Source organism: Pseudoduganella danionis, assembly GCF_009720775.1.
Classification (GTDB): domain Bacteria; phylum Pseudomonadota; class Gammaproteobacteria; order Burkholderiales; family Burkholderiaceae_D; genus Rugamonas; species Rugamonas danionis.
The window spans coordinates 1,314,608-1,328,332 of the sequence record NZ_WNKW01000001.1 but is presented as its reverse complement, the minus strand read 5'-3'; the positions used below and the strand labels follow the sequence as shown (position 1 = coordinate 1,328,332).

Sequence of the window (13,725 nt, the reverse complement as noted above, 5' to 3'; positions counted from 1 at the left end):
CACGCCTTCAGGTGTACTCGACGCAGGCATCCTGGCGGCAGAAGCTCACCAGCTTGACGCCAGCGCGGCTGGCGACATCGATGGCCAGCGTGCTCGGTGCCGAGATGGTGGCCAGCAGAGGAATCTGCATACGCGCCACCTTGCGTACCAGCTCGTAGCTGGCGCGGCTGGACATGAACACAAAGCCGCGTCGCATATCCACACCGGCAGCGGCCAGCACCCCTATCAATTTGTCGAGTGCATTGTGGCGGCCCACATCCTCGCACACTTGCAGCACATTGCCGGCCGCATCGCACCAGCCGGCCGCATGCACCCCGCCCGATACACGCATCAGTTGCTGATGCTGGCCGAACTGCGCCACTGCATTGACCACGGCAGCGGCCAGCGCCGCATCGTCATGCAACGGCGCCGTGCTGATTGGTTCGGGGTACAGGTCGATCTGCTCCAGGCTTTCCAGTCCACACACGCCGCAGCCGCTGCGCCCCGCCATCGAGCGGCGCTGCTGCTTGAGGCCATGGAACGCCTGCTGAGACACGGTAAGGGCAACTTCGAGACTGCCGGAGTGGGACTTGACTTCGATATCGTAGACATCGGCAGCCTGCGTGATCAGGCCTTCGGTAAGCGCGAAACCCAGCGCAAATGCTTCAAGCTGGCGTGGCGTCACCATCATCACGGCATGGGAGATGCCGTTAAATACCAGCGCCACCGGCGCTTCTTCGGCCACGCTGTCATCCAGCGCCTGCGGCGCCTGCGCCAGCCTGTGACGCCGCACGGCACGTTGCTGCGCGCCAGTCTGGTCTACCCCTGTTTCAAACTTCATTCCCGCTCCGGTCGATAAGCACTGCGGCTTATTCTACACGGCGCGGCTGGGAAAGGCAGTCTGGCGCGGCCCGGACCACGCGCGGAATCAGGCTTCGCCGTTCACGCCGTAGTGGCGCGCATAGCGGTTGTCCAGATTCGCCAGCGGCAGCAGCAGGAACAGGTCGGCGCTTTCGAAATCAGGATCCCATGCCGGCTCGCCGCAGATCCATGCGCCCGAACGCATATAGCCTTTCAGCAGCGCTGGCACTTGCGGCTTCTGCGCCGCTTCGAGCTTGGAGAACGGGAATGGCAGGTGCGGCGTGACGCGGTATTCCGACGGTGCCATGTAACTGGCCGCCAGTTGCTGGTACACGGCGACGGCATTGTGGCCGCCATCGGCCAGACTGATACTGGCGCAGCCTATCAGGTAGTCGCAGTTCTCGCGGCGCATGTATTCGGCCAGGCCGGACCACAACAGCATGATCACACTGCCGCCACGGTAATCAGGATGGATGCAGGCGCGGCCAGCTTCCACCATGCGGCCGCGCAGATGGTTCAGGCGGCCCAGATCGAATTCGCCTTCCGAATACACGCGGCCCAGCTTGCGCGCGCGCGCGGCGCTGAGCAGGCGGTAAGTACCCACCACTTTCAGGCTGGCGCTATCGCGTACGATGAGGTGATCGCAATGCTCGTCGAACTCGTCGCAATCGAGGCCGTCCTCGCGCATCAGCGATGTCAGGCCCAGGGTTTCGATGAACACCTTGTAGCGCAGGCGCTGAACCTCGCGCAGCTCCTCCGGTGTGCTTGCCATACTGAGTACCAGCTTGCCGGACGCTGCTCGGACGTCGGCTTGTATGATCGAAGTTTGCATGCTTCATCCTTTCTGTGGGAGACGAAGCAAGCGTAACGGGGGAATACTTCAGGAACATGACATAGCCATGTCAGTTGCATGACATGCATCAAATCGTGGCGTATCCGCAAAAAAAGAGAGGCAGGATCTGCCGCGCAGACCTGCCCCCCGGGCTGAAACCCGCATATCCGCCCCGGACTGATAAGCCGGGGCCGCATATCAGATTTTCTTCGGACGGCCCGTCTTCAGTTGCGGCAGGCTGGCCAGCACGTTCTGCAGCGTGGCCAGATCGATCTGGCTGATCAGCGCAACGCCGATGCGCAGCAGTTCGCTCTTCTTGATTTCGAAACCAGCTTTCAGGCAGGCTTTCTTGACGTGACCCAGCACAGCGTATTCCTGCTCGGGCATGGTGAAGCTATCGCGCACCAGCTTTTCCTTGCGTGCCTTGTCCTTGGACGCATCCAGCGCAGGCGCAGTTACCGGCTTGGCGGCTGGCTTGGCGACCGGCTTGACCACTGGCTTTTTCACGGCTTTAACTACCGGTGCCTTGCCGGCCGGCTTGGCTGCCTTCAGCGCTGCTTTGGCAGGTGCTTTATTGACAGCCTTGGCGGGCGCTTTCACGGCCGTCTTGGCTGGTGCTTTGACTGCTGCTTTCGGTGCTGCCTTGCTGGCCGGCTTGGCCGCAACCTTGGCCGCTACCGGCTTGGCAACCGCCTTGGCGACTGGCTTAGTGGCCGGCTTAGTGGCCGGCTTGGCTGCAGCTTTCGGCGCAGCCTTGGCAGCCGGCTTAGCAGCAGCACGGGCAACGGTGGTTTTCGCAGCGACCGGCGTCTTGCTGCCGACGGTGCCATTCACGGATTTATTCATACCTGCTCCAGATGATGTTAATACTATAAACAATATATACTATTTATGTCATTGTTGCTTGAATTACCGCAAATTTGCCGCGACGTGACCGAACAGCACGGGCGGACTGACCGGCTTGCGCAGGAATTCCACCGCGCCCACACTGCGTCCCAGCGCTTCATCTTCGGGCTGGCTTTTCGCCGTAAGGAAGATCACCGGGATGGCACTGCTAGCCGGATCGGCCTTCAGCCGGCGACAGGTTTCATAGCCATCCATTTCGGGCATCATGATGTCGAGCAGGATCAGATCGACCTGCGAACTGGCCACGATCTGCAGCGCCGTCGCGCCGCTGGTCGCCACCTTGGTGTTGTACTGATCCTTGAGCAGGCCAGCCAGCAGCGTAATATTGTCCGGCGTATCGTCGACGATCAGTACCGTTTTCCGCTGCGGGCTCGCGCTCATGCTCACTCTCCGTCTAGCACTGCCAGCAGCTTGGCGGCAGCTTCAAATTGATAATGTTCCATGTAATCGGCCAGCCGGCTCATTTGCACCGGCGTCAGCAAGGTCGCCAGCGCGGGCCGCACCCGCTCGAAATAGTCGCCGCTTTCGCCGCTGAATTCGGCCAGCAGCTTGCGCAGGCCGGCAGCGGCCTGGCGCGCATCGCCTGCGACGACCAGCTTGTCATCGCGCGGCGGCAGCGGCGGTATCACCCTGATCGACATACCCAGCCAGCGTGACAGCACGCCGTACAGACGCTGCGGATCGATAGGCTTGGTGATGTAGTCCTGCATGCCTTCCTCGATGCAGCGCGCCTGCATGCCCGCCAGTGCGCGCGACGTCACCGCGATCAGCGGCAATTCGTCAAAGCGCTTGTCCTGCCGCAGCAATCGGGTAGCTTCGTGACCATCCATCACCGGCATGGCCAGATCCATCAGCACCAGATCATAGCCCTGCGGCCCCACCTTTTTCAGCCGGTCAAGTGCTTCCTGTCCGTTAGCCACCGCATCGACCTGCAACCCTTGCAGCTCGAGCAGCTCGCGCGTGACATACTGATTGACGGGGCTATCCTCGGCTAGCAGCACCCGCGCAGTGCGCCGCTCGCTGGTTTCTAGCGGCAGATCAGCCACCGCGCCCTGATGCAGCACGGCCTGCACCGAGAGTGCCGCCGCATCGGAGCGGGCCAGCTGCAGATCAAAATAGAAGGTCGAACCGAAGCCGGGCCGGCTCTCGACTTCGATATTCCCGCCCATCAGGCGCACCAGTTGCTGCGAAATCGACAGGCCCAGCCCCGTGCCACCGTAATTGCGCGTGGTCGAGCCGTTGGCCTGGCTGAATGCACGGAACAGCCGGCCCTTCTGCTGGGCCGTCATGCCTATGCCCGTGTCGCGCACGGAGAAGCGCAGCCGCACCATGCCGTCCGGCGCCTTGCCCGGCGCCAGCTGGCAGTGCAGTTCCAGCTCGCCCTGTTCGGTAAATTTGACGGCATTATTGGCCAGATTGATCAGCACCTGCCCCAGCCGCAGCGGATCGCCCACCAGATAGCGCGGCACATCGTCGGCCGTCGTCACCAGATAGCGCAGGTGTTTGTCGCTGGCGCGCTGGGTGGTCACGCTGGAGACGTTGCTCAGCACATCATCGAGCAGGAAGGGAATCTGCTCCACTTCCAGCCGGCCAGCCTCGATCTTGGAGAAGTCCAGGATATCGTTGATGATGCCCAGCAGCGACAGCGCGGCGCGGTGGATCTTGGTGATGTAGTCGTGCTGCTTGGGCGTCATCTCCGTGCGCAGCGCCAGATAGGCCATGCCGATCACCGCACTCATGGGCGTGCGGATTTCGTGGCTCATATTGGCGAGGAATTCGGACTTGGCGATATTCGCCGCTTCCGCCATCACGTTCGCATTGAGCAGCTTCTGTTCGCGCTCACGCCGGTCGCTGATGTCGCGGATGAAGGCGCAAAACTCGTAACTATGCTCGCCATCCGAACGCACTTTGGTAATCGCCAGTTCGATCGGGAATTCATCGCCATTGCGGCGCAGGGCCACTACTTCAATGCGCGCATCCAGTACCCGCGTCACGCTATTGCCGGCGGCCAGGCGCTGCATGCCACGCCGGTGCTCATAGCGGAAGCGCTGTGGAATGATGGTCTGGTCCAGCGACATGCCCATGACTTCTTCGCGACTCCAGCCGAAAGTGCGTTCGGCCTGAGTATTCCAGCCGACGATATTTCCGCTCAAGTCCATGCGCACCACGGCATCGAGCGCCGTATCGACGATGGTCTGCAGCTTGGCCTGACTATCGCCAAGGCGCTGCATGGATTCGGTCAGTTCACGGGTGCGGGTGGCTATGCGCTCTTCCAGCACGCTATTCAGGTCACGCAGTTCGCGCTCGGCATCGCGCACGCGAGTCAGCGCATCGCGGAAGCGCAGCACGGCACCGGACAAGCGCCCCACCTGATCTTCCCGGTCTATGCCCGAGAGCTTGATATCGGTCTCGCCGCGCGTCAGCTTCTCGAGACTGGTCTGGATATCGGCAAATGGCCGCGCTGCGCGCCGCCCCACCAGAAAAATCGATACCACAATGGCCAGCGCCAGCAGCAGGTTGGCCGCCACCGTATTAAAAATCTGCCGGCGCAGGTCGCGGTCGATCTGCTCGCGCGAAAACGCCAGATCGATAGAGCCCACCGCATAACTGCGGCGCGCATCGCTGAAGCTGATATCGCGGTGCACCTTGATGGCTGCTACCGGCACATCGGTGGGCGAAACATAGCTGGCCACTTCCGTGCCGTTTGGCGCCAGCACACGCAGCACCAGTACTTCCGGCGTGGCACCGGATGCATCGACCACACTGTTGATGGCCGCACTATTGATGTCGAACAGCGGCCGCGCCAGTGCCTGCGACAGCACGGCGGCGAGCCGCTCGGCGCGTTCCTGCAGGTTCTGCTCGGCCTCGGCGCTGAGCGAGCGCATGATGTAGGTGGTGTAGACCGCCGTGGACAGCGCTACTGCGAGAAAAATCCCGACGCCCAGACGCAGCAGGATATTGCGCCGCCAAAGGCGCTGTATGCGTACCAGCAAGCCAGCGTGAGGGTCGTTCAATGGATCAATGACGGGCTCCTTCTGCCGCCTCCAGCTTGCGGTAAGCGGGGCTGTTACGCACTTCCTCCACCGTGCGCCAGATGCGCTCGGCCAGTTGCGGGTCGGCCGCGACCAGCCCGTGCGAGAGTATCAGAAAATACGGCTTTTCGATGATGGGGATGGGCAGTTGCTCGAGCTGCCCAGCCAGCGGGCCGTGCATCAGGCTATGTGCATCGCTGCCGCCCACGGCCGCCGCAGCCACCCGTCCGGCGATCAGCTTGCGCGCCAGTTCATCGGCGCGCTGGCTGCCTTCGTCCACTTCCACATTCAGCCCGCGCAGCACATCGCCCACCGAATACCCGAGCTGGAAGCCCACCGCGCCTTGCAGATTGCGGAAGCTCTTGCCGTCCCACTCCACTTTGCTGCCTTTACGGCGCAGCACCATGTAGCTATCAATATGCATACGCTTGCTGGCATCGATTACCTGCCCGCCCGGATATTCGCCCAGTTCGCGCCGGTCCGGCTTGTAGCTGACGGCAAAAGCGCCATCGACCGCATTCGCCTTGAGCTGGGCCAGACAGCGCTTCCACGGTATGCTCTGATACTCGAAACGCAGATTGAGGCGCTGTTCGACCATATTGAGCAGCGCGAAATTCAAGCCGGCACCGGACTCGGTGCGCCATGGCAGCACATTGGTCTGCTCGAAGCACAGGCGCAAAGGCTCGCGCCGCTCCGCCGCCGTAGCGGGAGCCAGCAGCAGCGCCATCAGCAATCCGATGGCAACGCTACGCAGGCCTGTGCTATTCATCTCCGTCTCCGCTTCAAGTCGTACTACGCAAGCTGAAGTCTACCCCAACTTCGTCCCACTGCTCCTGTTCCTTCTCCAACCAGTATGACAGCGTGGGATGTTCGCTGATCCAGCTACGGCGCAATTCCAGTTCAATGCGGCTCTTGACACGCAGCTTGATCTGGCTGAAATCGACATCCATACGCGAGTGCATGAACAGTACGGCCAGCCGCAGGGCCACCACTGCCTTGACGAAGTCGGGCTCGTTGAGCGCTTCGGCCACCTTGCGCAGATTGCCCTTGTGCGCCACGATCAGGCGCGCCATGGTTTTCTGCTCGCGTGCCGTAAAGCCGGGCAGGTCGGCGTTTTCTATCATGTAGGCGGCATGCTTGTGGTAACCCGTATGCGATACCACCATGCCCATTTCGTGCAGCAGCGCGCTCCAGTACAAGTGGCGCGTGTACTGATCGCTGGCAGGCTTGGTCTGGGCGTACAGGGCCAGCGCATCATCGGCCACGCGGTTGGCACGCCGCTCGTCGCAATGGAAGCGCTGCACGCAATCGAGCACCGACTGTTCGCGCCGGTCGCGCTTGGTGGAACGCAGGTGCAAATCCCACATCACGCCCATGCGCAGGCCCGCTTCGATAGGCTGTACAACGGGAATATCCAGCTCGCGCACCAGCCCGATCAGAATCGCCAGACCGCCGATGATGGTGCCGGCGCGGTCCGGCCGCAAGCCCGGCATATCGATCTTGCTGACATGGCCGAATTCGATAAAGCGTTGTTTCAGCGCACTCAGGGTAGTGCCGTTGACTTCCTTGCCTATGCCGTTCTTGATAATGATGTCGGCGATGGTGCGCGCCGTGCCGGACGAACCGTAGCACTGCTTCCAGTATTGCGGGTGGTAAGGCGGCGCCGCATCTTCGAAATGACTGCGTGCCGACAGGATGGCGGCCTCGAACGACGCCGCATCGACGCGGCCGCCAATGAAGAACGACAAGCTCTGTTTCACCGTGCCGACGCTGAACGATTCGACTTTTTCGATTTCCTGTCCGCGTCCGAGTATCAGCTCGGTCGAACCGCCGCCGATGTCGATCACCAGCCGGCGCTCGCCCGGTGTGGCCAGCGCATTCGCCACGCCCATGTAGATCAGGCGGCCCTCTTCCTCACCCGAGATAATTTCGATCGGATAGCCTATGGCCAGTTCGGCCTGCGGCAAGAAGGCTGCGCTATTGCGTGCCACCCGCATGGCCGAGGTGGCAACCACCCGCACGGCATCGAGCTTGTAGGCCGCCAGCACGCTGCGGAAATTTTTCAGACAGTTGAGGGCAGTCTGCATGGCGGCCGGCGTCAGGTTGCCCTGCTCATCCAGACCTGCGGCCAGCCGGATAGGCTCGCGCACGCTTTTAAGTACCCGTATGGCCTCGCCATCATGCTTGCCGATATGAAGACGGAAGCTATTCGAACCCAGATCTACAGCTGCATACATATTTGGAAGTCTCTCCCGGAACTGGGTATCAGATTCATGCCAGATTAGGCTGAAATCAAACTAAACGATTTACATGATTATAGATCACGATAAGCGCTGTTTGTGACGGCTTAATGACAACTTGATAATAGTACTTCAGACTTCCGGTGTGCTGTCGGCCGCCACCACGCGGTTGCGCCCTTCCCGCTTGGCTTGCTGCAGCGCTTCGTCGGCGCGTTTGAACAGGCTCACGGCCGCATCGTCAGGCCGGATGGTGGTGACACCAAGGCTGGCGGTCATATTGATCACGGCCTTGCCGGCCTTGACGGGCAGCGCGGCGATGGCCAGTCGGATACGCTCGGCCACCATGCAGGCATCTTCCTGCCCCGTGCGCGGCAACTGGATGGCAAATTCGGCGCCGCCCATGCGGCCCATCAGATCGCTGTCGCGCAACTGCTTCTGGCACACTTCCACCAGCGCCTTGAGCACCAGATCACCGACCGGGTGGCCATAGTGTTCATTGATGCGTTTGAAATCATCGAACTTCAGCAGGATCAGCGCCGTAGGCTGGCCGGGGCGGCGTGCCAGCGCTATCCATGGCGCCAGCGCCTGATAGAAGCCGCGCCGGTTCGGCACGTCCGTCAGCGGGTCGGCCACTTCCAGCCGCGCCAGTTCGCTCTCCTGCTGTTCGCGGCTGAGCAGCAGATAGCCGAACACATTGCCAAAGGTGAGCAGATACAGTGCCACGATGCCGGCTGCCTGCACCAGCGCAGGGCTGAGCCATTCGGCGCCATCGGGCAGCAGCACCGCCAGCACGCCGCGCAGCAGCACCACCAGCGTCAGGCTCAGGGTCGACAGCACCAGATAGCGGCGCAGCAGCGTGCCGCGGCGCCAGCCGCGTCCCAGTGCACCGGCGCTGGCCAGCGCGAAGAAGCCGGCCACCAGCGCAGCGATGCCGATGCGGTCGCCGGCCGGGATATCGAGCAGCCAGGCGCCCGTGAACAGGCCGATGGAAACGCCCAGTGCAGGCAGCAGATAGCGCCGCCACACGCGCCGTCCGGCCAGCTCCCACCACGCCGAAGCGTCAAAGGCGAAGCCGCTGAACAGCACTGCGTAAGCAAACGGAATGGTGAGGAAATCAGGCAGCGCGCCGCGCAGATACAGCAAGCCCCATGCGACGGCCTGCAACTGGCGCGCGATGCGCCAGCTACGCAGACTGGCCGAGGGGGCGCTGCGGCCTGCCTGCTGCTGGTAGAAGAACAGCGCCGCGCACAGGCTGAAATTGCCCAGCGCTAGCGCCAGCACCAGAGTCTTGATATCCATGAACTACTGGTCGATACCCTGATCAGACTTCGTGTTCCACGCTCTGGGTGCCGTCACCCACTTTGCTGGCCCAGGCCTGGCCGAAGAAGGCTTTTTCATCTTCCGTCGGCGCGTCGTGCCAGAACACGATCAGCGTGCCCTTGTGGTCATGCAGCTGGCTGACCTTTTCGATAAAAGCCTGTTTGCCGGCCATGTCGGCCAGCGCCACCACGTAGCCGTAGACACGGGTCAGGCGCTCGAGACGATCCGGTTCGGTAAAGCTGTTGGTGGCGGTCAGCGTAGGGTGATCGAGAAACATCGTCATACTCTCCAGTAGTGCCGCCCAGATGGCTGGCTTAATCTAACGTCAATGTACATACAATTTTTCCATCTGTAAATGCAATGTCGTCTACACTAGCTCTCAAGCGACACTCCTGGTGGCGCGACGACCGTCTTTGTACGGCAGATTTTTCGCCCGATTCCGACGCCTGGCCATCTTGAGTTTACCTGCTGACCCGCCACTGGTGCGCACCCGTGGCAATACCCGCACGCTGGAATTCGCGCCCGGCATGATACAAAGCGAGATGCGGCTATCCGATCCGGACCAGCTAGTGCTGGCCTATCCGCGCGCCATGATGTGCTTTGTGCTGTTCCAGCCACAGCCTGCCCACATCCTGATGGTGGGGCTGGGCGGCGGTTCGCTGGTCAAGTTCTGCCACCGCTACCTGCCGCACAGCCGCATCACGGTGCTGGAACTGCGTGCCGATGTGATCGCCCTGCGCGAGCAGTTTGCCATACCGCCCGATGATGCGCGCCTGCGCATCATCCACGCCGATGCCAGCGATTATCTGAAACGCTGCGAGGAGTTGGCCGACGTGCTGCTGATCGACGGCTTCGATGAACTGGGCCTGCCGCCCGCGCTGGGCAGCAACAGCTTCTACCGCCATTGCCGCCGCGTGCTGCGCCCCGGCGGCGTGCTGGTGGCGAATATCTTCAGCTACGATCCGGCCTATACCGATATGCGCATGCGCCTCAACGCCGCCTTCGACGGCCAGCTATGCCGCTTCCATGGCATCGCCGGCAACAACCATCTGCTGTTTGCCGTGGCAGGCAAACAGGCCACGCCGGCACTGGGCATGCTGCGTCGCGTGCAGCGCAGCACCCTGTTTGCCTTCGGCGCGCTCAATCGCCTGCTGGCGCACTGGGTGGTACGCCGGCTCGAACGGGGCCGCCCCGCGCGGCTCTAGTCGGCGCCGCGCTATTTTTTACGCGCGCCGTGCACCATCTGGCGCGCCTGCTTGCGCAGCAGGGCCTGATCCCAGCGGGCTTTCTGCACTTCCGTCTCGGGCTGCAGCACGGGCACTTCCACCGGCTTGCGCTGCTCGTCCACGGCCACCATGGTGAAATAGCAGCTATTCGCATGGCGCACCAGCCGCTGCTGGATATTCTCCGTCACCACGCGTATCCCCACTTCCATCGAAGTACGGCCCGTGTAATTGATCGAGGCGAGGAAAGTTACCAGCTCGCCCACATGGATGGGCTGCAAGAACATCACCTGATCCACCGACAGCGTCACCACATAACTGCCCGAATAGCGGCTGGCGCAGGCATAAGCCACGCTATCGAGGAATTTGAGGATGGTACCGCCGTGGACATTGCCGGAAAAATTGGCCATGTCGGGTGTCATCAGCACCGTCATGGTGAGTTCATGGGCACTCCAGCTCATCGGTTTTTCCATTCCCAGCTCCATAGTTGTTTGCGCCATGCTAGCGGTTATACGCCGGCTCGGCAATTAGTTATCAAAACCTTCAAGTTTTGGCGTATGCTTTGCGCTTCACGCTTTCAGGAGTCCCGTATGAAATGGAAAGTTCTGGCCGCCAGCGTCATGCTGGGCCTATCCTCCGCCGCCCATGCGCTGAGCGCCGGCGAAGTGCACACCTTCACGCTGGCCAACGGCATGAAGTTCATCGTGCTGGAATCGCACACCATCCCCAATGCGAATATGTACACCTTCTGGAAGGTCGGCTCGCGCAACGAAGCGCCCGGCATTACGGGGCTGTCGCACTTCTTCGAACACATGATGTTCAACGGCTCGAAGAATTTCGGCCCCAAAGCCTTCGACCGCACCATGGAAGCCAAGGGCGGCTCCAACAATGCCTACACCAGCAATGACCTGACGGTGTATCAGGACTGGTTCCCCGCCAGTTCGCTGGAAACCATCTTCACGCTGGAAAGCGACCGCATCGCCCACCTGAATATCGATCCGAAAATGGTCGCCAGCGAACGCGGGGTGGTGCTATCCGAACGCAGCACGGGGCTGGAGAACTCCAATATGCGCATGCTGCAGGAAGAGATCAACGGCGTGGCCTTCCGCGCCCATCCCTACTCGTGGTCGGTGATCGGCAACGAATCGGATATCAAGGCATGGACCCAGGAAGACCTGCAGCGCTATTTCACCACCTACTACGCGCCGAATAATGCAGTGGCCGTAATCGTCGGCGACGTCAAGGCCGACGCCGTGAAGAAGCTGGCAACGCGCTATTTCGGCGCCATCCCGGCACGTGCCCTGCCGCCTGCCGTGCGCACGGTGGAGCCCGAGCAGAAAGGCGAACGCCGCGTGTTCGTCGCCAAGGAATCGGCCACCTCGGCCAATCTGGTGCTGGCCTATAAAATCCCGCAAGCCAATCACGCCGACTACTACGCGCTGGAAGTGCTGCAAAGCCTGCTCGGCGAAGGCAAGACCTCGCGCCTCTACCGTGCGCTGGTCGAGCAGCAGCTCGCCACACAGGTAGGCGCCAGCAGCATGGAAGGCTTCGATCCCGGCCTGCTGTACATCTCCGCCGTCGCCGCAGCCAATGTCACACCGGCCCAGCTGGAACAGGCCACGCTGGCCGCCGTCAATGAGCTGGTGCAGAACGGTGTGACGGCCGACGAGCTGCAAAAGGTGAAGAACCAGAAGCTGCTCAATTACTACCGCGCGCTGGAAACCATCAACGGCAAGGCCCAGCAACTGGGCAATTACGAAGTGCTGTTCGGCGACTATAAAAAGCTGTTCGATGTGCCGGCCGCCTACCAGAACCTGACCCCGGCCGACATCCAGACGGTGGCCGCACGCTATCTGAAAAAATCACAACGCACGGTCGGTGTACTGGCCGCCCGGGAGGACTAAATGCATCACACGTTCAAACACACCCTGCGCCCTGCCGTCGCTGCCGTGGCAGGCGCCATCGCACTCGCCGCCAGCAGCGCCCATGGCGCCGAATTCCGCCTGCCGCAGTTCGAAACCGTCAAGCTGCCCAGCGGCCTGACGCTCTACCTGATGGAGCGCCATGAAGTGCCGCTGATATCTGTGCGCGCCGTGATCAAGGCCGGTGCCGTGCAGGATGGCGCGCAGGCCGGCCTGTCCAATCTGACGGGCGATGCGCTGCTGCTGGGCAGCCGCAGCCACAGCAAGGCTGAAATCGATCAGGCTTTCGACTTCCGCGGCGCCCGTTTGGCCGGCGGTGCCGGCACGGAATCGAGCACCGTGCAGGCCAACTTCGCCAAGCAGGACAGCGCCACCCTGCTGCCGCTGTTCGCCGAAATCATCCAGCAGCCCGGCTTCGATGCCGCCGAACTGGCCAAGCTGCGCGCGCGCAAAGTGAATGGCCTGAAGCAGGCCAAGGAATCGCCGCGCAATGTGGTCAACCAGTACTACCGCGCCATGCTGTTCGGCGCCACGCCGTATGGCCAGCCGGCTGGCGGCACCGTGCAGAGCGTCGCGGCGCTGAACCAGAGCGACGTGCAGCAGTACTACCAGCGCTACTACCGGCCCGACAATGCCGCCATCATCGTGGTGGGCGATTTCGATACGGCGGCCATGCGCGCCCAGCTTGCGAGCCTGTTCGGCAACTGGCAGGCCAGCGGCCCGGCCCTGCCTACGCCCGACTATGGCAAAGTGCAGGCCGACCGTGCGCGCGTCTGGCTGGTCAACAAGCCTGATGCCATCGAAACCACCTTCATGATAGGCGGCGTGGGCATCGCCCGTAACGATCCCGACTACGTGCCGCTGCAGGTGCTCAACACCATCGTCGGTGGCCGCTTCACGTCCTGGCTCAACGACGAGCTGCGCGTCAACTCCGGCCTGACCTATGGCGCACGGAGCGAATTTGCCACGCTGTCGCAGACCGGCACGTTTGCCATGTCCAGCTTCACGGCGCTGCCCAAGACTGCGGCGGCACTGGAGCTGGCCAATCAGACTTACCAGCGGCTGTGGACCAAGGGCATCGATGCGGCCACGCTGGAATCGGCCAAAGCCTATGTCAAAGGCCAGTTCCCGCCGCGCTACGAAACGGGCGAACAGCTGGCCGGCCTGCTCGGCGAGATGTATGCGGCAGATGTGGGCCGCGCACAGATCGACAACTTCATGCGCGATGTCGACAGCCTGACGCCGCAGCGCGCCAAGCAGCTGGTGGATGCCCACTTCCCGCGCCTGAAGCTGCAGACCCTGCTGATCGGTAAAGCCGATGCCATCCGCGCGACGGCGGCCAGCTATGGCGAAGTGACGGAATTGCAGATCAGCGCAGACGGCTTCCAGCCCTGAGCGCGGACCACCGCA

At 62.1% G+C, this 13,725-nt stretch carries 13 protein-coding genes; 3 read left to right on the top strand and 10 right to left on the bottom strand.

Going from position 1 to position 13,725, the window contains the following annotated elements; translation table 11 throughout:
* Nucleotides 1-7: 7 nt before the first annotated feature.
* The 9 genes from fdhD to GM655_RS05685 form a co-directional block, all read right to left on the bottom strand.
* A complete protein-coding gene (fdhD, locus tag GM655_RS05725) occupies nt 8-820 on the bottom strand; it encodes a formate dehydrogenase accessory sulfurtransferase FdhD (protein ID WP_155433599.1) in 813 nt (270 codons plus the stop codon).
* Nucleotides 821-907: 87 nt separating this feature from the next.
* On the bottom strand, nt 908-1,672 hold the full coding sequence (locus GM655_RS05720; protein ID WP_155433598.1) for a GNAT family N-acetyltransferase: 765 nt from the start codon (nt 1,670-1,672) through the stop codon (nt 908-910).
* Between the two features lie 198 nt (nt 1,673-1,870).
* Nucleotides 1,871-2,518 carry a hypothetical protein gene (locus tag GM655_RS05715; protein ID WP_229632379.1) on the bottom strand — a complete coding sequence of 216 codons (648 nt, stop codon included), beginning with the start codon at nt 2,516-2,518 and terminating at the stop codon, nt 1,871-1,873.
* A 63-nt stretch (nt 2,519-2,581) separates the two neighbouring features.
* Nucleotides 2,582-2,959, bottom strand: coding sequence for a response regulator (locus GM655_RS05710; protein WP_155433597.1), 378 nt, complete (start codon nt 2,957-2,959; stop codon nt 2,582-2,584).
* A gap of 2 nt (nt 2,960-2,961) precedes the next feature.
* Complete coding sequence (locus tag GM655_RS05705) at nt 2,962-5,592, bottom strand: hybrid sensor histidine kinase/response regulator (protein ID WP_229632378.1); 2,631 nt, start codon at nt 5,590-5,592, stop codon at nt 2,962-2,964.
* Nucleotides 5,593-5,596: 4 nt separating this feature from the next.
* Nucleotides 5,597-6,379, bottom strand: a complete 783-nt coding sequence (locus GM655_RS05700; RefSeq protein ID WP_155433596.1) for a substrate-binding periplasmic protein — start codon at nt 6,377-6,379, stop codon at nt 5,597-5,599.
* A gap of 13 nt (nt 6,380-6,392) precedes the next feature.
* Entirely contained in the window at nt 6,393-7,847 is a 1,455-nt protein-coding gene (locus tag GM655_RS05695) for a Ppx/GppA phosphatase family protein (RefSeq protein ID WP_155433595.1), read from the bottom strand.
* 135 nt (nt 7,848-7,982) lie between these two features.
* Nucleotides 7,983-9,149, bottom strand: a complete 1,167-nt coding sequence (locus tag GM655_RS05690; RefSeq protein ID WP_155433594.1) for a GGDEF domain-containing protein — start codon at nt 9,147-9,149, stop codon at nt 7,983-7,985.
* A 22-nt stretch (nt 9,150-9,171) separates the two neighbouring features.
* Nucleotides 9,172-9,447: a hypothetical protein gene (locus tag GM655_RS05685; protein WP_155434154.1), complete on the bottom strand. Its 276-nt coding sequence runs from the start codon at nt 9,445-9,447 to the stop codon at nt 9,172-9,174.
* A gap of 178 nt (nt 9,448-9,625) precedes the next feature.
* On the opposite strand from GM655_RS05685, the gene GM655_RS05680 reads away from it, so the two are divergent.
* Entirely contained in the window at nt 9,626-10,375 is a 750-nt protein-coding gene (locus tag GM655_RS05680; RefSeq protein ID WP_308807395.1) for a spermine/spermidine synthase domain-containing protein, read from the top strand.
* 11 nt (nt 10,376-10,386) lie between these two features.
* Here GM655_RS05680 and GM655_RS05675 read toward each other — a convergent pair whose 3' ends face one another.
* The gene (locus tag GM655_RS05675; RefSeq protein WP_371866713.1) at nt 10,387-10,866 is read right to left on the bottom strand and encodes an acyl-CoA thioesterase; all 480 of its coding nucleotides are present in this window, start codon (nt 10,864-10,866) and stop codon (nt 10,387-10,389) included.
* Nucleotides 10,867-10,983: 117 nt separating this feature from the next.
* On the opposite strand from GM655_RS05675, the gene GM655_RS05670 reads away from it, so the two are divergent.
* Together GM655_RS05670 and GM655_RS05665 are read left to right on the top strand one after the other, a co-directional pair.
* Nucleotides 10,984-12,297: a M16 family metallopeptidase gene (locus tag GM655_RS05670; RefSeq protein WP_155433593.1), complete on the top strand. Its 1,314-nt coding sequence runs from the start codon at nt 10,984-10,986 to the stop codon at nt 12,295-12,297.
* Entirely contained in the window at nt 12,298-13,710 is a 1,413-nt protein-coding gene (locus GM655_RS05665; protein WP_155433592.1) for a M16 family metallopeptidase, read from the top strand.
* The last annotated feature ends 15 nt before the right edge of the window (nt 13,711-13,725 follow it).